This window comes from Thermodesulforhabdus norvegica, assembly GCF_900114975.1.
Classification (GTDB): Bacteria; Desulfobacterota; Syntrophobacteria; order Syntrophobacterales; family Thermodesulforhabdaceae; genus Thermodesulforhabdus; species Thermodesulforhabdus norvegica.
In genome coordinates this window covers 90902-116029 of sequence record NZ_FOUU01000002.1, presented here as the reverse complement: position 1 = coordinate 116029, position 25128 = coordinate 90902, and the positions used below count along the sequence as shown (strand labels likewise).

The window sequence follows — 25128 nt, the reverse complement described above, 5'->3', positions numbered from 1 at the left end:
TGAAGAAATGCCTTTCGATCCCAAGGATATAATGAAGGATCGTTTAACCGACATTGGTCCCCCGAAGTATGATAAGTTCTTCCCGCCGATAGTGAAGAAGAACTACGGGAAGTGGAAATATCATGAGATCATTCAGCCCGGGGTGCTCGTACATGTATCGGAGACGGGTGATGAACTCTATTCTGTCCGCGTAGGAACGCCTCGACTCGTAAGTGTTGACTACATCAGGGAAGTTTGCGACATCGCCGATAAGTACTGCGATGGCTATGTCCGCTGGACGACCCGAAACAACATTGAGTTCCTCGTAAGCGACAAGTCCAAACTGCAACCGCTTATTGATGATCTCAAAAGCCGCGGCAACTGGTTCCCCATTGGCGGTACCGGTGCCTCTGTTACCAACATAGTACACACTCAGGGATGGGTACACTGCCACACCCCCGCTATTGACGCATCGGGTATCGTAAAGGCTGTTATGGATGAACTATTCGAGTATTTCGGGTCCCACAAGCTTCCCGCTCAGGTTCGCATCTCTCTTGCCTGCTGCCTTAACATGTGCGGTGCCGTCCACTGCTCGGACATTGCCATTCTGGGTGTCCACAGGAAGCCGCCCTTCATCGAGCACGAACGCGTTCAGAACGTCTGCGAAATCCCCCTGGTTATAGCAGCATGTCCAACAGCGGCAATTAAGCCCAAGAAGGTCGAGATAGACGGTAAGGAATACAAGAGTGTCGAGATCAACAATGCCCGGTGCATGTTCTGCGGAAACTGCTACACCATGTGTCCTGCCCTTCCCATTGCCGACGGCGACGGAGACGGTATTGCTTTGTGGGTGGGCGGAAAGGTTTCCAACAGCCGAGTACCTCCTATGTTCTCCAAGCTGGCCGTTCCCTACATCCCCAATGAGCCTCCACGTTGGCCGACTGTTGTGCAAGCCGTAAAGAAGATCCTGGAAACTTACGCCTCCGATGCCCGTCGTTATGAACGCATCGGCGAATGGATTAACCGGATAGGCTGGGAAAAGTTCTTTGAGAAGACGGGAATTGAGTTCCGTCACGAGCACATTGACGATTATCGTCTGGCCATGACCACATGGCGAACGACAACCCAGTTCAAGTGGTAAAAAGACAAAGTTGACGAAAGGGATCCCCGGCTGTGGGATCCCTTTCTACCTTTTGAGGCAAACGCATACATGCAGAGTGCTTTCGTCGTAGGAGCCTTGAGGGGAGGTTCGGGAAAAACGGTTGTATCCGTTGGGCTGGCGGCTTCTATGGTTTCCCGGGGATTGAGGGTTGCTCCTTTCAAAAAGGGGCCTGACTACATCGATGCTGGATGGCTTACGGTAGCTGCAGGTCGTCCCTGCTATAACCTCGATTTGTTCCTGATGACTCCTGATGACGTAATAGGATCTTTCAGATTACGTTCGGCAAACGCAGATGTTGCCCTCGTTGAAGGTAATCGCGGTCTTTTTGACGGTCTCGATCATGATGGGACCTGTTCAACGGCTGAACTTGCAAGGCTTCTTGATCTCCCCGTCGTTCTGGTTGTGGATGTGACCAAAACAACCCGGACGTCCGCTGCCCTGGTTCTGGGCTGTATTAAACTGGACGAAAGAATAAAAATAGTCGGCGTTATAGCAAACAACGTTGCGACGGCCCGTCAGGAAAAGATCGTTCGAAGCTCGATAGAAAAAGAGTGCTCCATTCCTCTGATCGGAGCAATTCCGAGGCAACGGAAAAACCCTTTTCCTGAAAGGCATCTCGGGCTCGTTCCCGCCGTTGAGCACGGAAGTATAGAGGAAGCCGTCGGTGCAATGGGCAGTTTGATTGAAAGATATGTGGACCTGGCAAGCCTGCTCGATTGTACCAGTAGCGACAATACCGTCTGGAAACGGGATAACGGGAAGGCAGACCCGCCGGCTTTTGACGACGGCAGGCCTGAGGATTCAGAAAAAAGGGTAAATATCGGTATCTTACAGGATCGAGTTTTTCAGTTTTATTATCCTGAAAATCTGGAGGCTCTGGAGTTTGCGGGCGCCAGGCTCGTAAGAATCACCTCCTCTGACAGCGACCTTCCCGATAACATTGATGGTCTTTACATTGGCGGGGGCTTCCCGGAAACTCACCTTGAGATCCTCGCCGATAATTCGACCCTCAAGAGCGCCATAAGAGACAGGATAGAAAGCGGCATGCCCGTTTATGCCGAATGCGGCGGTTTGATGTACCTTTCCAGGGGTATTATATCGGGGAAGCGTTTTTATCCTATGGTTGGAATCTTTCCCGTCGATGTAGAGATGTGCCGTAAGCCTCAGGGACACGGATACGGTGTGGGGCTGGTTGTCGCAGAGAATCCCTTCTGGTTAAAGGGAACATGGATTAAAGGCCACGAGTTTCACTATTCCCGCATAAGCAGGTTCCACGGTTCCGTCAGCTTCTCCGTCAAATTAAAAAAAGGTCACGGAATTATTGAACAATTCGACGGTATGATATATAAAAATTGTGCAGCCTTTTATACTCATGTTCACGCAGTGGGCAATGATGAGTGGGCACGAAGGTTTGTCAATATCGCGAGATGGTACAGAGAATTGGAATCGGCCGTTATAGGAGGTAAGGGGGTTGAAATCCCCAGAAGAGCTGATAATCTTTTAGCCGGTTAGATTTATGACTCGAAAGGAGGGACAAGGAATGGCCCAGACAATTGAGTTCAAAGGTAAGGTTTTTGAGGTCGATGAAGACGGTTTCATTCAGAGCTTTGATCAGTGGTGTCCTGAGTGGGTAGAATATGTGAAGCAGAGCGAGGGAATCGAAGAGCTTACGGAAGCTCACTGGAAGATCATCCACATGCTTCAGGACTACTACAAGAAGCACGGTATTGCTCCGATGGTCCGAATTTTGACCAAGGTTACCGGTTACAAGCTCAAAGAGATTTACGAGCTCTTTCCGTCTGGACCCGGCAAGGGTGCCTGTAAGATGGCCGGTTTGCCCAAGCCGACCGGTTGCGTATAGTGTGTCATCCGGCTGCAAATTGCAGCTGTAGCGGGCGCTGGATTGGACCAGCGACGGGATTGGTGAATGTGCTATCGTAGAGAGGAGGAAATCAATAATGTGGAAAGTGACCGTTGACAAGGACAAGTGCACCGGTGATGGCGAGTGCGTAGAGGTTTGCCCCGTGGACGTTTATGAGCTGGTCGACGGAAAAGCCGAGCCGGTAAATGAAGAGGAATGCCTCGGATGTGAGAGCTGCGTCGAAGTTTGTGAGCAGGGCGCAATCACCGTTGAAGAGGTCTGATTATCTACTTTATCATTCAGAAAGATTTTGTTCTCAAGGGGCCGCATTTATGCGGCCTTTTTGTTTTGAAGGTTATGCCCTATTTCCGAAAGCATTAATAGAACCCATCTCATAAATGGTGCCGCAGCAAGATGATAATGCAGGCAAGCGCACGAAGCCGAGGTAGTTGGTCAGATGGCGCTCGTGACGGACTATCGGTCGTCGAAAGTTGTCCAGTCAGGCAAACAGCCGCTCGATTTTCCAGCGCCGCTTGTACCGCCACAACTTCCGGCCATCCCGGGTGCGGAGCTTGCGCCGGTTGCCCAGGTGGGGTGCAATTATCTCGATCCCGCGTGCTTTCAGGCATGCGTCCAGCGGGTCACTGTCATACGCCCGATCGATGATCAGCCTCTTAGGCCTTTCTCGGACCAAGCACGCCGCCAGCCTCACTTCATGCGGGCGAGCACCCATGACGCATACGGCGATAGGAAGACCAGAATCGTCTGCCACTACCATGAGCTTCGTACCTTTGCCCCGCTTGGCCTTCCCCATTTCGCCACCACAAAGGCGCAATCAATGAAGCACTCCTTCAGATTCGGACCCCCGCGCGGCCTTCAGGTCATGCGTCATGGCACGCAAAATCGTCTCCATAAGCCCAGTCCTCACCCGGCGTTGGAATCGACAACGGCACGTCTGGTATGGCGGGTATCGATCCGGCAGGTCTTTCCAGGGCGAACCGGTACGCAGGACCCACAAAATGCCGTTTGACACCTCTCGGGGATCCAGCCAGGGACATCCCCGCCTGCGCCTCGGGCTCCGTTCTTCCTCGGGCAATAGCCGCTCCACCAAGGTTCACTGTTCGTCTGTCAGGTCCATCGCTCACCTCCTTCATCACGGTAAGGTGGGCATAGTATGCACCAGTTTCGTGGATTTATGAGAATGGGTTCTAGAAAACTTGATTTCTCTTTTTACAATTTATATATTCTTCTGCAATTCATAGGAAATGTAGTTGTTTTGCCTGTTATGATTTTAGAGGAGTGCTGAAATGATGCCTTGCATAGCAGGTCTTCTCGCAACGGGATTATGGTATCTTCTTGTGTATTATGCAATTCCTTCACATAGATTAGAGCAAATATTTCTCCAGAGGGGGTTGATAAATGTTATTATAACGTGCACTGGCTTTATAGGGCTTGCAATGATCGGGCATACAATCTTTCAGACAAAGTCGATTATATCATCCACATCCCGTAAGATTTTAAGCTATGCGCATAACGGTAATGGCGCGCAGGTTGCGCTTCTGGATTTTTACAAAAATTCTGTAATAGAAAAGATTAACCGTGATTATGAATACCTCTCATTTTTTCCCACACTTTGCATTTCCTTGGGTTTTCTTGGAACCGTTATCGGCATAGCTGGTGGTATAGGCAGTCTTTCTGCAGTTTTTGCTGACTCGACAGATCTAGTCAAAGTAAAAAATAATATCTTTAACCTGGTGGCTTCCCTTGGTATTGCCTTTGACTCCACCTTACTTGGTCTCGTTTCTAGTATAATTCTGGCGGTAATTATATCCTTTGGAAAGCGTCGTACAATAAAAGAAGTAGTGTCCTTGTTTGAAGGCGCAATAGGTGAAGTATTAAATAATCCAGAAACACAGAAAAATGTATATCAAAATAAAAACAATTTAAATCCATTGGCAGGGAATGTCCCTCAAGAAAAATTAGAACAATACATTGAAGTGATGACATCTTTAGGAGAAAAGCTCAGGTCTCTAATGGAACTCGAAGAGCGAATAGCTATTAGTGTCGAACACTCAGCAATTTTATCAACCATGACAGATTATACTCGTGAAAACGCTGCTCTGCTTAAAGCTATTCTAAAGGTATTAAAAGATTTGTTAAAACCCAAAAAATATCGAATCGTTGAAGAATAAAGGTTCTTTTGATGGATCTAGAACGGCCTCTTATGGACATAATTACTGGTGCAATTGGTATTTTTGCATTAGCTATCATTATTATTGTAACTCACAATTTATCCAATGCTCGTATTATGCTAGATGTTCAAGCAACGTTGCAACATAACCGCTATCCCCTGTTCGTAATTTGCGAAAAAGATAAAGCCATCCTTTTATGCAATCCTTCTTATCTACCAGAAGAAAATGCAAAAAAGGCTCTTAGGGATATGTGTGACTATTTAGAACTTACAGGAATTAACAAAGCATCTCCGGAAGAATCCTGGAAGATAATGGGCACTTTTATTTCTTCTAAATGGTTTGATAGAAAGCTATTTTACATATTTGCACTAATACGACCGAGTGGAGTTAAAACATTTTACAAACTTGATAATTTACTTGTTTCACTTACCATCGAGAGTGGCTATATGCCCATTCCAGAAGATTGGGATATTAAAGTAGCATTAAAACGAGACCAGATGTAAGAAGCTATGGATAGAAGTTTTATTGATATACTTACGAATACATTGGGAATATTCTCTTTGATTATCCTTTATCTTCTGACAAACATGACAGGCCAAGAAACGATGACAGTTGAAGGTATCTTGTTACCTCTGGAAAAAAAGATTGACGAAAGTTTTTATTATGTGGAACTTGATAGACATCTGGCAATCCCTGTTGGATTAGGTGGAGAATGTGACCCCGACCTCTACAAAACCGTAAAGCTCTCTGATTACTCATATATGTGCGCTGTTCCAGAAGATGTACTAAACAAGCATATTGCAGATCTAGATTATTACAATCCTTCTTCACGTTTTCATAAGTTGCTAAGTTCGACAAATCCATCGAACATATACTTGGTTTTTATAGTAAGACCATCAGCTTTCGGTATGTATCACGAAATTGCAAAGAAAGCAAAAGAAAGAGGCTTTCGTATCGGATGGTACCCGGTGGAGCAAAGGGCTCCTCTGGTTTTCAGCGTTTACGGAAGAAATATAGGGGCGCAGTAGGATGGCCGTGGAATCATTTCTGAAGGCTTTATTTTTATTTTTTCTTGTTGTTGCAATAACTTACGGCTGTTCCAGAACCGAGCCCCTTGACTATGATGAACTTATGCCCGAAGAACTGGAAATACTGGTGCGATCGGGCAAAACCGGATTAATGCCACGGCTTTGTTATGCCTATGCCCGCGCCTATCTCGAAACCCCTTACGAAGAATGGTGGGTTGTCGGGGAAGACTATAAAGAAGAAATAAAAGGTCGGTTCACTGCTTACTGCGCCGATCTCTACAAATCCACCGGGGATTCGACTGCGGCATGTTATCTCGAGAATTATTACCGTTCTACCGTGGAGGAAGGAGAAATCTATCTCGCCGAGTTGATTTACTACCGTAAGGGTTGCGGTAAATCGGATCCAGTTGAGGTTTTCCTCCAAAGTGATGCCCGTGTTCTGGCTGTTGTGGAACATATTCCATCGACCTTGACCTATCTAAAGAACGCAACGAGTGATTACGATTTGTACACAAGGATTGACAGGGCGGTAAATCTTTTCAACCGTTACTTATCAGACCTAAAGACTGCTCAGGAAAACGCCGTGTTATACCAAAACTACGTTCCCGCGCTTATAGAATCACTTAAGGGGTTAAATACCACGTTTATCAGGTTAAAATTATCCTTAAAAAATCTTCTAAACAGCACTTATGTGACTGAGGTTATTGCAGAAATCTCGAGAATTCGAAGCCTAATCGAAGACCTTTCCACGGATGTGTCCCTGTTGAGTGGACATATTAATAAAATCAAAATGACTACGGCCGATGCTTACAGAACGAATAAGGATATCATGCTCAAGGTAGGCAAAGAATTAGAGCAGTTCAGGCAAAATAAAGAAAAATTTCTTCAGGAGTACAACAGGTACCTGGAATAACATGAGAGACGAAATAAACGACATGCAGGAACAGGAAGTTCAGGAAAAGCGAAAGTTCAGGCTTAAGCGCCGTCACGTAATAGCCCTTTCAATATGTCTAATAATAGGTTGCCTGACCATTACAAATCTTGCCCTGATTAAATCCTCCAGAGAAAGAATGCAGGATTACGCAAATCTAATAGAGGGCCTCAAGAACCTGGGGGACCGGGCATTGAAGAAAGGGAACTACATCCTTGCCTATCGTTATTACGCACGAATTCTTGAACTTTCGGAAAGAACGGCAAAGAGCCCTGAAACCGACAAAATCGTAAAAGAAGTTAAACAGAGGGTTACAACTGATAAGGTGCTGGTTAATGCCTCAAAGGGGCTTGTTTATACCGGTGGGACCTGGGTGCCAAGAGAGGAATTTCTCAGAATTTACAGGGAGCTGAGAGATTTAAAAAGTGAGATACGAACGCTTTTGCGCCAGGCCGTCCTCGCTTCAATGGAAGGACGTCAAAAAGATTCGGTAAAATACTACGAAGAAGCCCTTAAGAAGATCGATAAGTACCCGGATTATCTTAGAGATGATTTCAACAGGGACGAAATCGAAAAAGCTTATGAAAAGGCTCTTGTTTATATGCATAAAGAAGAAGCAGAAATATCGTTCGGTAAAGGTTCCTACGCCTTAGCCGCATACCACTTTGAAAAGGCACTGAAAGGAGCTTATAAGGTAAATATAGATGAAGGCTTAAGAACGAATTTATTGGAGATGACGATTACAGCCCTTACCAAGAAAGCATCGGAGGAAGCAAAGCAGAATCAGTATGAGGAAGCCCAGAATTCCATAGACGAAATAGACAGACTCATTAAAGCTTACACAAATCCGGAATCAGCAGATCGAGCGAAGTTCGTCGGCCTGCTTATTTCCGCCTGGAAAAACCTGTTGAACGAAATGATCGAGTCACTCGAAAAGAAGGCTCAGAGCATGATTTCTCTTGGAGATTATGAAAGAGCCCTCCAGATCTTGCGTTTGACTCTGGATAACATCCAAGATAGCGAATATTCAAATCATCCGGAAATCAGGAAAATATCGGAACAGCTTCTTAAACGAATGATGTTCATTCAGGCCGCCAGGATTGAGTCTATAAAAAATTTTGCCCATGAACTGGCGCTTCAGGGACAGTACGACGAAGCTAAAAAAATCCTGACCGACGACGCACTGAAGCTCTGCAACGAGCCTCCTTTAAAAGGAACCGAATACGCCCTGGAGTTGCGGCAGTCCATAGCGAAAGAGATCGAATTTGTAACATCCAGAAAGCAGAAGGATTTTCGGGATAGAAAAGCCCTGATTGCTTCAGTCGAGGAAAAAATCCGGAAAGCATCGGTGCTCGAAAACCGAGGCTCCTGGACCGAGGCTATTTTGCTTTATGACGATGCCCTGGAAGATCTGAAAGAAAGCCGTTTTTCCGAAATTCCCGAGATAAAGAAAGTCATAACCGATCTGGAAGCCAGAAAAGACCTGACTCTGAAAAATTTTACCATAGCAACGGTAAAAGCCCTTTACAAACAGGCCTACGAAAATCTCAAAAGCTCAAACCTGCCCGATGCAATGGATGCCTGTTCAAGCATTCTTCGCCTTACTGCAACGAATCCCTGGAATAACGAAACACTGAAATCCTATCGTGAAAAAGCCACCAGGCTTAAAGAATTCCTCAGCACCATTGATCTCATATTTTCCAGGGCCGTTCATAAAGAAGCGGAAAAGTTTTTTTCTCGAATGTATGGCCCGAAGGTGGCGATAAGTATAGATAATGTGTCGGTTGAATTCGTAAAGCCTGAGGGTTCTCAAAAGGAGAGCTGTTTGCCTCTTGAAATCGGTGGTTTGACGGCAGCTTATGTCAGTCTATCAGATCGGACGGGTTTCTTTCCTTTAACCTGCACGGTAAATCTGACCGAATGCAACGATGGTTCACAAATTGAGTACCGCGGAGTAAGATGTCGAGAGCACAGAGTTAAAAGTGCCTATTACGGGCCGGAGCCCATATCCTTCGGTACGGAGATAACCGGAAAGGAAGAAAAGTAAAGAAAACTGTAATCCGACCTTTCGCCGGAACCGAGTCCACATACCCGGTCACGACAGCTTAAATAACTTCATTGAGAAATCTCATGCGATGCCATAAAAGCAAACCAAAGCTCTGTCCGACTTTTTCGGCAAAAGCAGAGAGATAGGACAAACGCGAAAGTTAGAGATAATTTCCACTGACAATTCGGACCTAATCTGAGTTAGAGTAGATTAAACGGTGGGTGACCGGTTAAGGGGAGAGAATGCAGTGGAGCCGTGCTGCATTCTGTCTTTGGGGACGGTTTCAAGTCACCCACCTTTTGTTTTGCTACGTTACACCTCCATATCCACACCGAGCTTTTCCCACTGACGCCTGGCTTCTTCTTTTGCCCTGGCGATCTCTTCTTCACTCCAGGGCTCTAAGACCAGAGTTTCGGCCACGAGCTGCCATATGTACTTAACTTCGTAGTTGCAATCTTCCGGATAGTACTTGGGGAGCCGTTTCATCATCTGGTCTCGACAATTGGAGCAACCCACGACCACCACATTTGCACCGCTATTTTTTATCTGGCGAACCTTGTATCTCCCGTGATAGGCCGATTCGTCCTCATAAGGCATGGGCCACATGCCACCGCCGGCCCCACAACAGTAGTTCATACTCCTGTTGGGTTCCATATCGACGAAGTTATCCACACATTGCTGGATAATCCATCGGGGTTCTTCGTAGTATCCCTTGCCGAAATTTCGCTCCAGCTCTCTACCGTGCTTACAGGAATCGTGCCAGGTAAACACCTTACCGGCATTCCTGCTCTTGTCCAACTTGATCCGCCCCGTCTCTATTATCTCTTTCAGATAGTCGTAGAGATATATGTAATCAACACGATTGCCGGGATCTTCCATCACGCAGGCTTTCATACCCTTACGGCATCCGTAAGAACCACCACCGCAATCCGGCATAATCATACGCCTGGCCTTTAGGCGTTTCATGTGCTCTATTTTACGCTTCGCAAGAATCTTGGTGGCCTCATAATTCCCCGTAAAAAGCCCCCAATCCACGGCTTCCCAGTTTTCCGAGGGAATCGTCCAGTTTTCGCGGGCTGCGTAAAAGATCTTCCACCACCACTTCATGTCATCGTTATCGGCAAAAACCTCTTTGCTGTTCGGGAAAAATAGAATATCGGCCCCTTCCTTATCGATTGGAACATAAAATCCGGGACATTCCTCTTCTGCCAGCTCCGCACCCAGGTCGGCCATCAAAAAGAAGTAGTCTTCCCTGGGGATAGCCATATTGTTACCTGTTTTAAGAACATTCTCGACTCCCTTGTGCAGTATTCCCGGCACCTGATCTCTGGGCCTGAGATGTTTCATATGAGTCAAGATGGCGACTATATCTATCCCCATCGGACAGGCGTAAGCACAACGGCCGCATCCGGTGCATATCCAGGGAAACTTTGACTGCACGACTTCGTCAACCAACCCCAGAGCCAGCATGCGAATTACCTTACGGGTATCCCATCCTTCCATACCCGGCGTACCGGTTATGGGGCACCCATTGGAACAGGTACCACAGGTGAGGCAACGATTCAGATCAAACTGGTTAAGATAATCCTGAATCTCCTGCTTTAGCTTTCGGGGCACCAATATTTCCATTACCAATCCTCCTGTCCCACCCTTCCACAAGCAATCCCTCGACGATAAACCTTTATTCGACATCTGCTCATGAGAGCTTTATTTGACTTCATCCCATAGTTCAAATAGGAAATTCCTATCCATCTCGGCTTGATGTATAGCCATCATACCGACAATGGATGATTAAAAGAGAAAAGTTACCTGATTTTGGTCCTGAACAGTTTTTCTCTTATGGGATTCTGGTCAGGACGGTAACTCAGGACGAGAAAATAATCAGGAAACTACAAAGTATAAAAAATCAGAAAACTCTGAATTTTTGTGATGTGTTATTATAGTTTCAGTCTGGCAAAAAAAACAAAGAGGGCGACTGATTGGGAATTATCAAAAAGGAGGGGGTCACGATGTTAAGTGTAAGTAACTACGATAAGGTTACCGTAGGAGACGGAAGGGTAGCAATACCGGGAATTTTTTCTCTCAGAGTATTTCTATATCATCTGGACGGCCTGCTAATAGATACCGGCCCGTCCCGGCTCAGCAAAGCAATAAGGCTTTTTGTTATGCAATACAAGCCGGAGCAGGTAGCCGTAACCCACACTCACGAAGATCATTGTGGTCTTGCATCGTGGATCAACGAAAAATTCCCGTCGACGCCGATCTATACGCACCCTTCAGGTGTCCAATTTGCCGGACGCCCTGCCTGTCTTCCCTTCTACCGAAGAATATTCTGGGGAAAAAGGGAGCCCTTTAAAGCCCGGCCTTACGACGGAGAAGTGCTGAGAACGGACAGGTACCTGTTCAGGGTCATCCATGTGGGCGGACATTGCCCGGACCATGTCGTGCTTTACGAAGAACGCAAGGGCTGGCTGTTTACGGGGGATCTTTTCGTTACTCCATACCCGCGGATCGGATTTTTTGAAGAAAACTACAGCGAGCATATAAAAGCTCTTGAATTTCTTCTGTCTCTAAAACCCGAAGTGATTTTCTGTGCTCATTCGGGAGTGCACCGGGAAGCACAAACTCTGTTGAAGGAACGTCTTGACTATCTTAAGGAAATCAGAAGTAAAGTGGTTGAATTGAGGAATGCGGGGCTTTCAGACGAAAAAATCGTCAAAATAATATTTCCCCAGAAGCCGCCGATAGTCTATCTTTCTAGAGGTGAGTGGTCGGCTTATCACATAGTCAGGTCATTGTAACCGGGGGAAGGTGGTCATGCTTGAGGCAAAAGCTGAAATTCTCATCGTTGGTGCCGGGATATTAGGGCTTACGGTAGCTCGAGAACTTATAAGGCGCGGTGCCGACCGTATTATTATCGTGGAAAAAGAATCCGAGGTAGGTCTCCACGCCTCAGGACGCAATAGCGGGGTTCTTCATGGCGGCGTCTATTACACACCGGACAGCCTGAAGGCAAAGTCGTGCCTTCGTGGAAATATGTTAATGAAGGAATACTGCGCCGAAAGGGGCATTCCCTGCGTCGAAAACGGGAAGGTTATTGTCACGTCCCGTGAAAAAGAGATCCCTGTGCTGGAGGAGCTGGAGCGAAGGGCGCGTGCAAACGGGGCTTCCGTAGAAATGCTGGACGAAAAAAGCCTGCGCGAAATAGAACCGGCTGCAAGGACCGTAGGTAAAGCCCTCTGGGTTAAAAACACCGCCGCCGTGGAGCCGAAAGATGTGCTGAAGGCGCTGGTTAAGGACCTGATCCGCTCCCGCAGGGTATCTTTGAGGTTTACGACGGCCTTTGATTCACTACTCGGTTCCGGAAAGGCGCGCACGACAAAGGGCACCATTTCCTTCGATTATTTTGTTAACACCGCAGGTGCTTATTCCGATGTGATAGCCCACAGATTCGGACTTGCCGGGGAATACAGGCTTGTTCCCTTTAAAGGCATTTATCGTAAGCTCAACCCCCGGACGCCACTTGCCTCACAGATTAACGGAAACATATATCCCGTGCCCGACTTGCGTAACCCCTTTTTAGGGGTGCATTTTTCCAGGAATGTTAGAGGAGAAGTTTATGTTGGGCCTACGGCAATGCCGGCTTTTGGAAGGGAACATTACGGTATTTTACGCGGAATAAACGGAGAGGCTTTTCGCTTTTTCTGGTACGACTGGATGCTCTTCATGTCTCAGCCTTCCTTCCGACGTGTTGCACTTACAGAACCGATGAAATACTTCAAAAGTCGGTTTTACAGGGATGCGGCAAAGCTCCTGCGCGGTCTCTCCCCTCACGATCTTCTTCCCTCAAATAAATCGGGCATAAGACCTCAGCTGGTAAACAGGAAGACGAAGAAGCTGGAAATGGACTTCATTCTCCTGAGAGACGCCTCGGCGGTTCACGTGCTCAATCCAATTTCCCCCGCCTTTACGTCGTCAATGGATCTTGCCGAAAAAATATGCGATGCACTGGAAGGTCGTCATGAGTACAAAACGCGATCGTGACCGTGGGGTTTTCATATGCTCCGAATGCGGCTACGAATCTGCCAAGTGGCTGGGAAAATGCCCGGAATGTGGCGGATGGAATACCTTTGAAGAATCAGAGCCCATCGGGCCGGCCTTGAAGTTTCCCGGCCATCTTTTAAAGCGGCCGCTTCCAGAAGTAAAAAGCCTTTCCGAGATATCTCTGGAAAGAGAGTTCAGAATTCAAACACCGATTCTGGAATGGGACAGAGTTCTCGGCGGAGGGCTCGTCCCCTCCTCGCTGGTTCTGATCTCCGGCGACCCCGGAATGGGAAAATCGACCCTTCTGCTTCAGGTACTTGCCCACCTGGCAAGGAGACACACCGTCCTTTACATCTCAGGGGAAGAAAGTGATCGACAGATCCGATTGAGAGCCGAAAGGCTGGGACTCGCCGAATCGAAGGTTCTGGTGGCCTGTGAGACTTCTCTGGAAAGGATAATAGAACTTGCCGAAAGCTACGAGGTTGACATACTCGCAATTGACTCCATTCAAACCATTGCATCTTCTTTCCTTGACGCCACGCCGGGAACGGTTTCACAGATCCGCTACTGTACGGATCGGCTCCTTCAGATGGCCAAGCTCAGAAATGTCACGGTGATCATTGTGGGTCACGTAACCAAGGAAGGCATCGTTGCCGGTCCCAAGGCTCTGGAGCATCTCGTCGACGTAGTTCTTTACCTGGAAGGAGATCCCACGCATTCTTTTCGCCTGCTTCGATCCGTAAAGAACCGCTACGGTTCCACAAACGAAATCGGCGTCTTCGAAATGAAGGAAACGGGCCTTCACGAATTGACCAACCCGTCTCAACTCCTTCTGGCGGAAAGGCCTGTCGGAGTTCCGGGATCGGTGGTCATGCCCGCCGTTGAAGGAACGCGGGCTCTGCTCGTGGAAATACAGGCTCTTGTAACTTACAGCAGCCTGGCTATGCCAAGGCGAACCACGCTGGGATTCGACGGAAGTCGCGCTTCTCTGCTTATGGCAGTACTGGAAAAACGGCTTGGTCTGTCCTTTGCCCAGGAAGATGTTTTCATAAACGTGGCCGGAGGATTAAGGCTTCGGGAGCCTGCGGCCGATCTACCTGTGTGTCTGGCGCTGATGAGCAGCCACTTTGACACGCCCGTCTCGGCTTCTCTTGTCGCCTGGGGTGAGGTCGGTCTTACGGGCGAAGTCAGGGCGGTAGGATACGGAAGTATCCGGCTTAATGAAGCGGTGAGGCTCGGTTTCAACGAATTTGTAATACCTGCATCGACAGCAGAACAGATGAAAAAAGAATTTCCGTCATTCGAAGCAAGGTTGATAGGCGTAGCGTCTCTCAGAGAAGCGGTCCTCCGGGTTTTTCCCGATGTGAAGGGCGCTGTGAAATGATAAAGGGGGAATGCTCGATTATGAGCACCAGAAATGAAGAATTAGCGGCATTACTTCATCAGATGGCGGTTATGCTCGAGATTCTGGAAGATAACGACTACCGGGCAAGAGCCTATGCCAGAGCGGCGGGGGTGGTGGAAAAACTCCAGGAAGACGTCTGTGCCGTGGCCGCCCGTGGTGAACTGGAAACCCTTCCCGGGATAGGGAAAACCCTTGCCAGAAATATTACAACCTGGTGCAAACAAGGAACCTTCCAGGATTTCGAAAAGGTCAAAATCCGTTTTCCCGAAGGATTGCTCGATCTCATTAAAATCCCCGGCCTTGGTCCTAAAAAAATAAAGGTTCTTTACAGAGCCCTGGGAATAACATCTCTGGGAGAGCTCGAGTACGCATGCCTTGAAAACCGCCTGATCGACATAAAAGGATTCGGATTAAAGACGCAGGAAAAGATTCTTAAAGGCATAGACCATTTGAAGCAATTTGCACGTTTCAGGCTCTCATCGGAGGCTTATGCCCTGGCAGAAGGTTTTCAACGAATTCTGCGGGCGGAGCTACCATCAGAGGTCGAAATTTATCTGGTCGGCGGTCTCAGGCGTTTTCAGGAAATAGCTTCTGACATGGACTTTCTCGTCATATGCGAAGACATCAACTTCCTGAAGCGCCTCGAAGACAGGAAAATTATCTCGAATCTGAAGGAAATATCCCGAAACCACATAATGCTATCCTTCGACGGATTTCATGTCGATTTGTTCCGATCCCGGGTCAAGAACAATGCAGCCCCTATCCTTTTTTACACAGGTTCCAAAACACACGTGGAAAAACTGATCGCAAGAGCCGAAAAACTCGGTCTCAAAATTACAAATGAGGGCTTTCTAAAAGAGGAGTCTTTTCTGGAGACGCCGACGGAGGAAAGCTGTTACGATCTGCTGGGTCTTCCCTACATCCCACCAGAACTCAGAGAGTCCGGCGAGGAAGTGGAATTTGCCGAGAAAGGTCAATTACCTCAACTGATTACGGAAAAGGACATCAGAGGCCTCTTCCACATTCATACGGTGGCAAGCGACGGGGTAATGGATCTCGAGCGGGTTATTCATGAAGCCATAGCAAGGGGTTACGAATACATAGGCATAGCGGACCACTCCCAGAGCGCTTATTATGCCCGGGGTCTTACACCCGATAGGCTCCAGGCCCAATACAAAGAAATCGTAGAAATGAGACGGAAATACCCTCAGGTGGACATATACTGGGGAATAGAGTCGGATATTCTTCCGGACGGATCTCTGGATTTCCCTCCGGAGATCCTTGAAAGATTTGACTTCGTAATAGGCTCCGTCCATTCCCACTTCAACATGAGCAAAGCCGAAATGACCGATAGACTGATAAAGGCCCTTGAAAACCCCTACCTTACAATTCTCGGCCATCCAACGGGAAGGCTCCTGCTGGGACGCCCTCCCTATGAGCTCTCAATGGAAAAGCTACTGGAAAAGGCGGCAGAAAGGGGAAAAATCATCGAGCTCAATGCCCATCCTCACAGGCTCGATCTGGACTGGAGATGGTGCAGAAAGGCTCGTGAAATGAAGATTCCGGTTAGTATCAACCCGGATGCCCACAAACCACACGACTTTGACATAAGCTACGGTGTTATGACGGCCCGAAAGGGGTGGCTTGAACCCCGAAACGTTTGGAATAGCCTTAACAGGGAGGAGATGCGTTTGGTCATGTCGAGAAAGCCCTGGAGAGGTGCATAGCTCGTGAGCGTTATAAGTGTTAAAAATCTCCGCAAATATTATGAGGTGCATTATAAAGAACCCGGCGTCTGGGGATCGATTAAAAGCCTTATTTCGAGAAAGTACCGTCTCGTCAAGGCCGTTGATAACGTAAGTTTTGAAATAGAGCGGGGTGAAATCGTAGGATTTTTGGGCCCCAACGGTGCAGGAAAAACTACGACCCTGAAGGTCCTAGCAGGTTTACTTTACCCGACTGAAGGTACGGTTTCGGTCCTGGGCTATACTCCTTTTGAGCGACATCCCGAATTTCTTAAAAAAATAACCCTTGTAATGGGGCAAAAAAATCAGCTCATATGGGACCTCCCGCCCATGGAAACGTTCATTCTAAACAAAACGATTTACGAACTCTCGGAAAAGGAGTTTTCCGAAAACCTGCAGGAACTCACAGAGCTTCTTGACCTTAATCCTTTACTGAAAAAGCAGGTCAGAAAGCTTTCTCTAGGCGAACGCATGAAGTGCGAGCTCACCGCCGCTCTGCTCCATCGCCCGTCGATACTCTTTCTGGACGAACCCACCATCGGGCTGGACGTTACCATGCAGCAACGGATACATAAGTTCATTCGCGAATACAATTCACGCCACAGGGCCACGGTACTGCTGACCAGTCATTACATGCAGGACGTCGTGGCACTCTGCACACGGATTTTGATAATAAACGAAGGTCGGATACTTTACGACGGAGACCTGAACACCCTTTCAGAAAAAATTGCTCCTTACAAGATTTTACGGATACATCTTTCCAGACCGGCAACTTTAGATGAATTATCACCCTACGGTCTGGTCGAACATTTGAATACACATAGGGCGGTTCTACGGGTTTCCCGCTCCGAGGCCCCTGCAACTGCTTCGAACATACTGAAAAATCTGCCGATTCACGATCTGACCATTGAAGAACCCCCAATAGAGGATGTGATTGCAAGGGTGTTTACTGAAGGAAAGGTAGAGCATCAATAACAGAGACATTTCCTTACCGTTTACTCCGTTCCGGGTTTTTCGTACATGGGGGGCCAGAGGGTCTTTGCCGTTGGGAAACATGGCACCGTAAGGATCTTGCTTTCCCACCTCAACAACGGTGCAGTAGTTCATTTCCTTATAGCCGCCGACCATCATCAGCGGGTATGCCATGCCAACGTCCAGAGAGCCGTCGGGCTTTAGAACCCTATCGGAGACCTCCAGTCGTTTCACCTCTCCCACTACAAGCACATAGGCCGGCTCGGCGTATTCCTTATGAAGCGTACACTCCATCCAGGCATAGGCGCCCTTAATGCCGGGAGCACTAACGATCTCAGAAGGCTTTTCTTCTAAACCCGCTATCTCGAATTCGTCCACTTCTGGAGGATTGAATCTGGCCGTGGGTATAACATTGTCTATAAAATCGGTCCCCACCAGATTCACCACAAACTCGCCCGTTTCTCTTATGTTCTTCAGGGTGTCCCGCCTGTGAGCAGAAGCGAAACAAACAAAAGGCAAAGGTCGCAGAACCGGCATGATGCAGGAATAAGGAGCAATATTGCGAATTCCTTCTCTGCTTATTGTGGAGATAAACGTTACAGGCAAGGGGATGAAATGCTCTCTCATAAACGGTTTAAATATCATCTCAAAGCCTCCCTCATGCTGTTCACCCCAAAAACATGAAAACTCTGTTCGGACAAAAAAGAAAAGGATTCTACGAGAAAATATCCTTCCTTCTTCATTTCTGATTTTATAACTTCTTCTGGTGTGTAGTGTCTGAAAAAGCTTACGAAATCAAATCCGAACCTGGGTTTATAGTCAATGATCGCGACCCTTCCATCAGCTTTCAAGGATTTCTTCAGATTGGAAAAATACTTAGAAGGCTCTTTCAGGTGATGGAATACATTTCTGCAGAAAATAAGGTCCAGGGCGTTTTCCGGCAATTCTACACGATCTTTCTTGGACAGTAGTAAAACAATATTATCAATGCCCTCCTCTCTGGCCCGGCTTTTTACAAACTGAAGGTATTTCGACCTAATGTCTACTGCATATACTCTACCCGTATTGCCAACTCTTTTAGCGAATTCGAGAGTAAAGTAGCCTCCACCTGAACCAATATCCGCAATTATATCACCCTCCCGTATTCTGAGGACTTGTATAATCTTCTGAGCATCTTGAGATGCTGCTTCCCGGTTCAGCATCTTCAAGAACCACTTCGTGAGCACGGCATCACTCCCTCCTGGGCCAGCCAGCATTTCGTGATCAACATGCAAATCTCCGGATGCTTAAAAGCTATTCCATTCTACATTCCCAATTGTACGGTATGATGTCGTTATCAAGAGGATGAACTCTAACTTCGTCAACATTATCCGGATCATACAACAATGAAGGCATACCTATAACGACGGCAATCTCCTGCCCGATGTTTTTAACTCCATGGAAAACTCCCGGGGGTATGAATACAGCCCTTGGATATCGCTCCCCCATAAATATTTCGTTTACCTGGCGGTATGTGGGAGAGTTATGTCGGTAATCGTATAGAACCAGTTTAACCATGCCTTTTACACAGACAAGCCTATCTTCCTGTTTGGTATGCAAATGCCATCCCTTAATCACTCCAGGATAGGAATAGGAAGCTATAATCTGCCTAATGTTAGATGCCTTCATTTCATTATCATTCATTCTTATAACTTCCAGAAGAAACCCTCTTTCATCAGCGTAAAGTGTTATATCTTTCAGCACAACACCGTCTATGAGTCTCTCGCCATAAAATCCGGGAATTTTCTGTACTCTGGGTCTGCCTATTCCTGGACCGGTAAGATTCCGTATTGTCATGGCCTCCTCCCCTGCAGTTTAAAAGGAAGCTCTTAACCCCACCAGCACGGTTGCTCCGGGCATGGGGTAACCGGCTTCTTCCTCATAATCCTCGCCCAGAATGTTGTGGGCAGATAAAATGAGATCCCAGTTGCCCCATTTCGAATTGTTCAAAAAGTTGTAAGAAACGAAGGCATTGATGAGAACGTAGTCTCCCATCTCCACAAGGTCTTTTCCATCGTAATGTTCTCTTTTACCCACGTAATTAAGCCAGAGCCTTGCCTTGAGTTTTTCCGACCGGTAATCCACGCCACAGTTCAGTAACTTCTCAGGAAAATCGGGAAGCTGGTTTTCAAGCCTGTTCTCTGTATCCCAGGGATCTTTGTCTTTGCTTCCATCCTGAAGGGTGAGGTTGATCCAGCCCTGAAGGCTATCGGTAAAGCTCAAGGTGGATTCAATCTCGATTCCTTTAATGTCCACATTTTCGATATTATAAACCACCATTCCCGTGCCCGGTACGGTCACGGAGCTTATGTAATCGTCTATGTCATAGTAATATCCCCTCACGGTTATTCGTGCCTTTTTGGAAAAGATCTGCTCTACTGCCAGTTCGTACTGTTCGGCCTCTTCCGGCTTGAGCTCGGTATTAAAAAATTCCGTTCCCTTGTTGAGATACCACCAAAAATGCTCGGGGGATGTGGGATACCTATGGGCAATTCCGAATCTTGCGTTAATGCTTCCTCCCTCCCAGGGGCGAAACGTCAAACCCAAACGGGGATCCAGATGGCTCTCGTCTATCTCGGCCTCTTCGGTCGTCCAATCAAATCCAAAGGCTTCCGGATCAATCTCGTCGGCCCGGAACCATTCCTGACGCACCCCCAACTCAACGCTCCACCTCGGGTGTAAGTTCCAGGTGTCCTGAAGGTATAAAGCGGCGTACTGCTTATTTTTGGGCTGTCCTTCAAACCCCTCCTGAATATATTTCGGGAAATTTATGGCGGGGCTGAAATAGGCAGTGTCTATGAAATGAACGGTCTGATCACCCCAGCCATACTGCTTTAGCTCTCCTCCCAACTCCAGGTGATGACGCCCCAGTAAGTAGTCTGCCTGTCCTTTGAGCAACCAATTATTATCTTCAACATCTGTCTCCCGTTCGTATATTTTCTTCTCGGGATCTTCGGCAGCGTAGTAATACTCCGTTCTTTTTTGGTTCCAGATCCTGAAATCCAGTCGGGCGCTACCTTTATCAAATTTCTTATGCAAATAGGTAGAGAAGGCGTAATTCTCATCATCTACGTGCGATCCGTCCCCCCAGGTAAGATCTCCTCTAATCCACTGAGGGTACGGGCCTCCAATCATACTGGCATCGGAGTCGGGATCATCATCGTCGTAGAAGGGACTATCGGGGCGGTTATACACAATTAACCCCGATTCCATGTCCGAGTATTCAAAACCGGCACCGGCTTCTAAGCTAAAAGGTAGCTCCACTGCTACATTGGCCCTTACGTTGTTCCTGTGGTTGTCGTTATTTCGGAGATACCCATCCGTCTGAAAGTGGCTTCCCCCGATCGACCATTTCAAAGGTCCGTATTTCTGATTATAGACAAGCCTGGTGTCCCAGGTATTGAAACTGCCGTAGACGGAACTCACCGATATTTCCGGAGCTTCTGTAGGTTCCTTGGTAACGATGTTGATAACCCCGCCCAGCGTGTTTCCGTACTTTGCGGGAACCACCCCTCTTCTTATCTCAATTCTTTCGACATTCTCGGAAGAAAGAATGCTCCAGTGTACCGGGCCGGTGCCGTAGGAGCCGTCCCGGTTTATGGGGACGCCGTTCAGCTCAACCCTTAACCGTGTCTCATCAAACCCCCGTAGTCTGAGCTTGTTATATTCCGAATGTGTGGGTGATGTACGTCTGAGCTGAACCCCTGCCTGACTTTCGAGAGCATCAAGAAGAGAACTCCCCATTGTCGGGATGTTTATCTCTTCTTCAGGGACTATGCTTGCCTCATACAAGGGTGTTCCGATAACAAGGATTTCCTCTGCCCTGTAAACTCTTTCCCCCCTTCCTTCTCCATCTTGCGCGAAACCCATTCCGTGAAAAAACAGCACAACGCCCACCAGGCCAAAGGAAACGAATCGCTTCATCTCCGCCCCCTTTCCATTTCATCGTGCCAGCCCCAGTTCTTTGAGTGGGTCAACCCCGGGTCTTGCCCAATCCTGAGGGGTTATGCCGGAAGGCAGTTCAAATTGTTTTATTACCTTGACGAATTCTTCAGGACGATCGAGCCGATCCAGGTACCAGAGATCCATGCACAGCATTCTGTCCAGACTTCTGCCGCTTCCCGGACAGGTCGGATCCCCCCAGGAAAAAGAAAGCACAACTCCCTCCCAGCTTCCGTCTTCTCTTTGCCTGTAGGCTATCGTAGAAGCATCCCGACCTTCGTCGGTTCTCTGCGCCCTGTCGTCGTCGGAAGGATAATAGACGGCGTACTGCTTCTTGCCCGGTGTTGCATTCAGTATGGTCAGAAAAGCGTCCTCCTTACACCAGGGATCAACCCCGTGAATGAAATAACCACTCCCGTTGCGAGGTGGAAAATGTTCCAGAAGATAAAGTGCCATGATAATGCCCGATGTTACTCCGGGACAATAATGATCGTGAAATTCAAAGGCTCTTACGGCGAGTTCAGGTGCTCCTTCGGCAACGGCATTGGCTATGCTGATGATCCGAAACTCATTTCCGCCGAAAACCTTGTTGGCCTGTTTTTCAGTCCACTCACCCACATGGGAAATGACATAATCGGCATCTATCCTTTCAGCGGAAATCTTGATGGTAAGGTGGTTGGCTCCCGATCCCTCGGCAAGTTCAATGTAAACGCAGTACCCGCTTTTTTTGTCAAACAGGGCGGACCAGAGAGGTGCCCACGATGAAGAATGGACCTCAATCAGGCTCCCCTTTCCACGCTTAACACCGAGCACATCAGAAAAACCGTCAACGACGGCATGTGTTGATTCTCCGTAAATCTGCGCATAGGCCGCATTGGTTATTAAGACCAGATCCTCCGGAACGGGAGAAAAGCCCAGAGATCGAAAATAATCGAGCGAGAAGGAAGCAATCAGTTTTCCTCTATCGTACCAGGTATTATAAGAGCCGACACCTGCAAAAGCTCGATGAGGCCCCAAAAGGAGTGCGAAGATAAGTAAAATTGCAGGAACGAAGCTTTTCCCTCTCATCGTTACATCCTCCCCAACTTCCGAAAACCCGTCAGGTTTTTATCCTTTTTTTCCACGAAAGGAAGCCCCTAAGCCCTACTTAAAGATCCTATCGACAATCGGGACCATCTCGGCCGTAGCACGATCACAAGTCGGCGGCATTCCCGCGAGCGAAGCCTTTTGAATTTCCTGATAATATCCGATACGACCGATGACAGGGACTTTAGATTCGTCGAGAAGGGAGCGGAGATTCATCTCCTGATCCTCGTCCATAACCTTATTGAGCACGCACCCCTTAAAAGAAGCACCTGATGAACTGGTCAGTTTCATAACATTCTGCGCAATGAGCACGGATTCGTATGAAGGCTCCACAACGCAAACAACTCCATCTACACCGGTTTCGATACCCCGGCCGAAGTGCTCAATCCCCGCCTCCATGTCCACAAGCATTATTTCGCCGGTGTGAAGAGAAAACTTTTTCAGAAACTCTCTCGTAACCACACCCATAGGGCAGGCACATCCTTCCATACTTCGTTCGATCTTGCCTGTTTGAATAAGGTAAATCCCTCTATTTTCAGCCACATAGTCAGAAGGAAGATCCTTCAAGCTCATAGAATCCTGCTGCCAGATGGATAACGCCGGCTCTTCCTCCCCTCGGGCCATGGCAGCCCGCATTTTCTCCTGAACGGCCCTTTTACCGCCTAATGATTCCATGAGAGAACAGGGCGGGGCAGATAGTCCCAGAGCCCGATAAAGAGCCGGATTTGATTCGTCCGAGTCAAGTACAATCACCTTACATCCCCGATCTCTCAGAACATCGGCCATGAGCTTTATAATTGTCGTTTTTCCGCTACCGCCCTTCCCGCACACACAGATCTTCATCTCTGTTCCTCCTTGTCAGCCGGTCTAAAAGCAAAAAGGCCACGAGCCTCCACCGCCTTCAGGGCATCGGAGGCCTTCGTGGCCTCTATTTTTTACCTGTTACGCTACAGGTCAGCTGTTAATTATATTGACCACTTTCCGTACAAGCTTGTATCATTATAAAGTCCATATGTCAATGTCTTTTAAAATGCGTGTTAGCGACACATTAATTGTCCGTTTTTTTATAGCACATAGATTGTCCGATTTTTGGTTGTAGCGATGGCAGAGGTGGAGGTGTTTTTTATATGCCATCGGAATTACTCCACGCTGGCTGTGCTTAACAAGGGGCGCCGAAAATGGGCCCGCCATGTAGCCAGCCGGAGGCGCCCCCAAAGTCAATTTCTTATTCTTTTCAATGCCCATGAGTGTCCCATCAGGAGGCGTATTCGGCCGGCTTTCGCGGACCATGGGAAACCGCCATACTTAGACTCCCAACCGGACCGGCAAAAAGAGATGGAAATGGTCATGGAAAGAGGGCCAATGGTGGAAGGGAAAGACGTTAAGCCGGGTCGTATCCAGATGATGACGGCCAGTCGTAAAAAGGAGATCCTGCTGGAAGTCCTCAAGGGTCACAAAACCGTTGTGGACATGGCGCACGAGCACAATGTCAGACAGAGCGAAACCCCGCAGTGGATCGATGGGCCTACCGCCCTGGGCACGCAGGCCATTAAGGCCAATCCGAAGTCCACGGAATCGGTCTACCAAAAGGAGTTCCTGCGCCACCGGGAAGAGGTCGGTGAAGTAATGCTGCAGATCGATGTAAAAAATCCAAAACCACTCTCGCCTAGAAAGAGAACCGGTGTTCCGGGTAAGAAAGGAGCGTCAGACCCAGGGCTACAAGGAAATGGTCAGACGTGCCCTGATCCACGGTGCACTAGAAACCTCGAAAGCACAAATCTAGAGCAGTTGACCGCAAGATCCAACAGGCTGCCCATCGACTTACAGAGCGTTATCTCCGTTACGGTTATCGGAGAACCACCGTAGTGCTTCACCAGCGCATCTGTTTGATCGGACCATGCAGTGAAATGGTTGGACGGCAGTCAAAGGTCCTTGACTTCGTGTCCAGAACCCCCAATGTGCATCGGGCCACGGACAGGACACGCTTTTTCTGCTCGGATTCCGGATGGTGTCATGTGGTTGCGGTGATCGATTTTTGGAACCGGGAGGTTGTGGGTTATCGTATCAGACGCTGGCAAGATACCAGACATAATTCGCCAATGTAGCCGAAACACAGCCGCATCCTGAAACTTTCGCTCAGAAATGACAACGGACTCATCTTTACCTCAAAACACTACCTAAAAATTTTCTACCGCCAGGGTCTGCCGCCCCAAAAACATTACTGGAGCAAAACGGGCTAATTGAGCGGTTTATGAGAGCCCTGAAAAAAGATGAGTACACCCGGCTCAACCCGATTTCGAGCTTTGCCGAGGAGATGGCGATCATTAAGGCATGGATCCAGGAGTACAAAACTAAGAAAGCACATCAGGAGCAGGGTTACGCGTGTTCGGTTGCTACCGCTGTAAATCGGCCGCTTGGCTGTGGCATGATGAACGATGAATTCAGATGGTTTATCGCCTCTTCCTCACTGCAACCGCCAAAACCACCATTCAGCCACCAGACACTAAACCCGTTGCCAACCGGAGCGAAGGCCGAAGAGGAACGAGTTTTTATTTTAACAACCGGGACGGGAGAGGGGGTAGGAACAACGCGTTTCCCGCGATGCGAATTTTAGTCTTAAAGGGGTTAATTAAACTTTTTAAATGAGATATTTTGAAAAAACTTCTCTCAAAACCGTAATCAGGATTGAGAGCAG

24 protein-coding genes and 1 pseudogene are annotated in these 25128 nt (G+C 47.9%); 16 read left to right on the top strand and 9 right to left on the bottom strand.

Translation table 11 applies throughout. The features are described 5' to 3' along the window. The first annotated feature begins 7 nt into the window (after positions 1-7). The 4 genes from dsrB to BM091_RS04105 all read left to right on the top strand — a co-directional run bounded on the left by dsrB (position 8) and on the right by BM091_RS04105 (position 3285). Positions 8-1120, top strand: a complete 1113-nt coding sequence (gene dsrB, locus BM091_RS04120; RefSeq protein WP_093393707.1) for a dissimilatory-type sulfite reductase subunit beta — start codon at positions 8-10, stop codon at positions 1118-1120. Positions 1121-1189: 69 nt separating this feature from the next. Further along, positions 1190-2653 (top strand): cobyrinic acid a,c-diamide synthase CobB, encoded by a 1464-nt coding sequence (locus tag BM091_RS04115; RefSeq protein ID WP_093393705.1) that lies wholly within the window; start codon positions 1190-1192, stop codon positions 2651-2653. Between the two features lie 28 nt (positions 2654-2681). After that, positions 2682-3002 carry a TusE/DsrC/DsvC family sulfur relay protein gene (locus tag BM091_RS04110; RefSeq protein WP_093393704.1) on the top strand — a complete coding sequence of 107 codons (321 nt, stop codon included), beginning with the start codon at positions 2682-2684 and terminating at the stop codon, positions 3000-3002. Between the two features lie 97 nt (positions 3003-3099). Then, positions 3100-3285, top strand: coding sequence for a ferredoxin (locus BM091_RS04105; RefSeq protein ID WP_218148806.1), 186 nt, complete (start codon positions 3100-3102; stop codon positions 3283-3285). 216 nt (positions 3286-3501) lie between these two features. On the opposite strand, the gene BM091_RS14465 is transcribed toward BM091_RS04105, so the two are convergent. Next, on the bottom strand, positions 3502-3780 hold the full coding sequence (locus BM091_RS14465; RefSeq protein WP_342745452.1) for a transposase: 279 nt from the start codon (positions 3778-3780) through the stop codon (positions 3502-3504). Between the two features lie 57 nt (positions 3781-3837). Further along, positions 3838-4110: a transposase gene (locus BM091_RS14075; RefSeq protein WP_342745446.1), complete on the bottom strand. Its 273-nt coding sequence runs from the start codon at positions 4108-4110 to the stop codon at positions 3838-3840. Between the two features lie 199 nt (positions 4111-4309). Between BM091_RS14075 and BM091_RS04090 the strand changes: the two genes are divergently transcribed. From BM091_RS04090 to BM091_RS04070, 5 genes are read left to right on the top strand one after another with little or no spacing between them, the layout of a single operon-like run. Continuing rightward, complete coding sequence (locus tag BM091_RS04090; RefSeq protein WP_093393698.1) at positions 4310-5194, top strand: MotA/TolQ/ExbB proton channel family protein; 885 nt, start codon at positions 4310-4312, stop codon at positions 5192-5194. Positions 5195-5226: 32 nt separating this feature from the next. Beyond that, positions 5227-5697, top strand: a complete 471-nt coding sequence (locus BM091_RS04085; protein WP_177193520.1) for a hypothetical protein — start codon at positions 5227-5229, stop codon at positions 5695-5697. 6 nt (positions 5698-5703) lie between these two features. Further along, positions 5704-6222 (top strand): hypothetical protein, encoded by a 519-nt coding sequence (locus BM091_RS04080; RefSeq protein WP_093393695.1) that lies wholly within the window; start codon positions 5704-5706, stop codon positions 6220-6222. A gap of 1 nt (position 6223) precedes the next feature. Further along, the gene (locus BM091_RS04075; RefSeq protein WP_093393693.1) at positions 6224-7135 is read left to right on the top strand and encodes a hypothetical protein; all 912 of its coding nucleotides are present in this window, start codon (positions 6224-6226) and stop codon (positions 7133-7135) included. Position 7136: 1 nt separating this feature from the next. Beyond that, the gene (locus BM091_RS04070) at positions 7137-9200 is read left to right on the top strand and encodes a tetratricopeptide repeat protein (RefSeq protein WP_093393692.1); all 2064 of its coding nucleotides are present in this window, start codon (positions 7137-7139) and stop codon (positions 9198-9200) included. Between the two features lie 312 nt (positions 9201-9512). On the opposite strand, the gene BM091_RS04065 is transcribed toward BM091_RS04070, so the two are convergent. Further along, positions 9513-10829, bottom strand: a complete 1317-nt coding sequence (locus tag BM091_RS04065; protein ID WP_093393690.1) for a (Fe-S)-binding protein — start codon at positions 10827-10829, stop codon at positions 9513-9515. Positions 10830-11209: 380 nt separating this feature from the next. Between BM091_RS04065 and BM091_RS04060 the strand changes: the two genes are divergently transcribed. From BM091_RS04060 to BM091_RS14215, 5 genes are read left to right on the top strand one after another with little or no spacing between them, the layout of a single operon-like run. Next, the gene (locus BM091_RS04060) at positions 11210-12001 is read left to right on the top strand and encodes an MBL fold metallo-hydrolase (protein ID WP_093393689.1); all 792 of its coding nucleotides are present in this window, start codon (positions 11210-11212) and stop codon (positions 11999-12001) included. 16 nt (positions 12002-12017) lie between these two features. After that, the gene (lhgO, locus tag BM091_RS04055) at positions 12018-13244 is read left to right on the top strand and encodes an L-2-hydroxyglutarate oxidase (RefSeq protein WP_093393687.1); all 1227 of its coding nucleotides are present in this window, start codon (positions 12018-12020) and stop codon (positions 13242-13244) included. Then, positions 13222-14628, top strand: a complete 1407-nt coding sequence (radA, locus tag BM091_RS04050) for a DNA repair protein RadA (RefSeq protein ID WP_093393686.1) — start codon at positions 13222-13224, stop codon at positions 14626-14628. Before lhgO ends, radA begins: the two co-directional genes overlap by 23 nt. 20 nt (positions 14629-14648) lie before the next feature. Next, on the top strand, positions 14649-16376 hold the full coding sequence (gene polX, locus BM091_RS04045; RefSeq protein ID WP_177193519.1) for a DNA polymerase/3'-5' exonuclease PolX: 1728 nt from the start codon (positions 14649-14651) through the stop codon (positions 16374-16376). A gap of 3 nt (positions 16377-16379) precedes the next feature. Then, positions 16380-17369, top strand: a complete 990-nt coding sequence (locus BM091_RS14215) for an ABC transporter ATP-binding protein (protein WP_093393683.1) — start codon at positions 16380-16382, stop codon at positions 17367-17369. 207 nt (positions 17370-17576) lie between these two features. On the opposite strand, the pseudogene BM091_RS14210 reads toward BM091_RS14215, so the two are convergent. The 6 genes and pseudogenes from BM091_RS14210 to BM091_RS04010 all read right to left on the bottom strand — a co-directional run. Next, positions 17577-17993, bottom strand: a pseudogene (locus BM091_RS14210) (flavin reductase family protein); the annotation flags it as partial. A gap of 14 nt (positions 17994-18007) precedes the next feature. Further along, complete coding sequence (locus tag BM091_RS04030; protein ID WP_177193518.1) at positions 18008-18592, bottom strand: class I SAM-dependent methyltransferase; 585 nt, start codon at positions 18590-18592, stop codon at positions 18008-18010. A gap of 67 nt (positions 18593-18659) precedes the next feature. Next, positions 18660-19202 (bottom strand): dTDP-4-dehydrorhamnose 3,5-epimerase family protein, encoded by a 543-nt coding sequence (locus BM091_RS04025; protein WP_093393680.1) that lies wholly within the window; start codon positions 19200-19202, stop codon positions 18660-18662. Between the two features lie 18 nt (positions 19203-19220). Beyond that, on the bottom strand, positions 19221-21329 hold the full coding sequence (locus BM091_RS04020; RefSeq protein WP_093393678.1) for a TonB-dependent receptor: 2109 nt from the start codon (positions 21327-21329) through the stop codon (positions 19221-19223). Positions 21330-21347: 18 nt separating this feature from the next. Beyond that, positions 21348-22415, bottom strand: coding sequence for an FmdE family protein (locus tag BM091_RS04015; RefSeq protein ID WP_093393677.1), 1068 nt, complete (start codon positions 22413-22415; stop codon positions 21348-21350). 75 nt (positions 22416-22490) lie between these two features. Next, positions 22491-23276: an ATP-binding protein gene (locus BM091_RS04010; RefSeq protein ID WP_093393675.1), complete on the bottom strand. Its 786-nt coding sequence runs from the start codon at positions 23274-23276 to the stop codon at positions 22491-22493. 498 nt (positions 23277-23774) lie between these two features. Between BM091_RS04010 and BM091_RS04005 the strand changes: the two genes are divergently transcribed. Together BM091_RS04005 and BM091_RS04000 are read left to right on the top strand one after the other, a co-directional pair. Beyond that, positions 23775-24299, top strand: coding sequence for a hypothetical protein (locus BM091_RS04005; protein WP_143083091.1), 525 nt, complete (start codon positions 23775-23777; stop codon positions 24297-24299). A gap of 355 nt (positions 24300-24654) precedes the next feature. After that, complete coding sequence (locus BM091_RS04000; RefSeq protein ID WP_281243975.1) at positions 24655-25047, top strand: integrase core domain-containing protein; 393 nt, start codon at positions 24655-24657, stop codon at positions 25045-25047. Positions 25048-25128: the final 81 nt, after the last annotated feature.

What these genes read in the sequence shown, in the direction of transcription:
- dsrB (WP_093393707.1), top strand. Translation starts at nt 8, where the DNA reads ATGCCTTTCGATCCCAAGGATATAATGAAGGATCGTTTAACCGACATT.
- BM091_RS04115 (WP_093393705.1), top strand. Translation starts at nt 1,190, where the DNA reads ATGCAGAGTGCTTTCGTCGTAGGAGCCTTGAGGGGAGGTTCGGGAAAA.
- BM091_RS04110 (WP_093393704.1), top strand. Translation starts at nt 2,682, where the DNA reads ATGGCCCAGACAATTGAGTTCAAAGGTAAGGTTTTTGAGGTCGATGAA.
- BM091_RS04105 (WP_218148806.1), top strand. Translation starts at nt 3,100, where the DNA reads ATGTGGAAAGTGACCGTTGACAAGGACAAGTGCACCGGTGATGGCGAG.
- BM091_RS14465 (WP_342745452.1), bottom strand. Translation starts at nt 3,780, where the DNA reads ATGGTAGTGGCAGACGATTCTGGTCTTCCTATCGCCGTATGCGTCATG.
- BM091_RS04090 (WP_093393698.1), top strand. Translation starts at nt 4,310, where the DNA reads ATGATGCCTTGCATAGCAGGTCTTCTCGCAACGGGATTATGGTATCTT.
- BM091_RS04085 (WP_177193520.1), top strand. Translation starts at nt 5,227, where the DNA reads ATGGACATAATTACTGGTGCAATTGGTATTTTTGCATTAGCTATCATT.
- BM091_RS04080 (WP_093393695.1), top strand. Translation starts at nt 5,704, where the DNA reads ATGGATAGAAGTTTTATTGATATACTTACGAATACATTGGGAATATTC.
- BM091_RS04075 (WP_093393693.1), top strand. Translation starts at nt 6,224, where the DNA reads ATGGCCGTGGAATCATTTCTGAAGGCTTTATTTTTATTTTTTCTTGTT.
- BM091_RS04070 (WP_093393692.1), top strand. Translation starts at nt 7,137, where the DNA reads ATGAGAGACGAAATAAACGACATGCAGGAACAGGAAGTTCAGGAAAAG.
- BM091_RS04065 (WP_093393690.1), bottom strand. Translation starts at nt 10,829, where the DNA reads ATGGAAATATTGGTGCCCCGAAAGCTAAAGCAGGAGATTCAGGATTAT.
- BM091_RS04060 (WP_093393689.1), top strand. Translation starts at nt 11,210, where the DNA reads ATGTTAAGTGTAAGTAACTACGATAAGGTTACCGTAGGAGACGGAAGG.
- lhgO (WP_093393687.1), top strand. Translation starts at nt 12,018, where the DNA reads ATGCTTGAGGCAAAAGCTGAAATTCTCATCGTTGGTGCCGGGATATTA.
- radA (WP_093393686.1), top strand. Translation starts at nt 13,222, where the DNA reads ATGAGTACAAAACGCGATCGTGACCGTGGGGTTTTCATATGCTCCGAA.
- polX (WP_177193519.1), top strand. Translation starts at nt 14,649, where the DNA reads ATGAGCACCAGAAATGAAGAATTAGCGGCATTACTTCATCAGATGGCG.
- BM091_RS04025 (WP_093393680.1), bottom strand. Translation starts at nt 19,202, where the DNA reads ATGACAATACGGAATCTTACCGGTCCAGGAATAGGCAGACCCAGAGTA.
- BM091_RS04020 (WP_093393678.1), bottom strand. Translation starts at nt 21,329, where the DNA reads ATGAAGCGATTCGTTTCCTTTGGCCTGGTGGGCGTTGTGCTGTTTTTT.
- BM091_RS04015 (WP_093393677.1), bottom strand. Translation starts at nt 22,415, where the DNA reads ATGAGAGGGAAAAGCTTCGTTCCTGCAATTTTACTTATCTTCGCACTC.
- BM091_RS04010 (WP_093393675.1), bottom strand. Translation starts at nt 23,276, where the DNA reads ATGAAGATCTGTGTGTGCGGGAAGGGCGGTAGCGGAAAAACGACAATT.
- BM091_RS04005 (WP_143083091.1), top strand. Translation starts at nt 23,775, where the DNA reads ATGGTCATGGAAAGAGGGCCAATGGTGGAAGGGAAAGACGTTAAGCCG.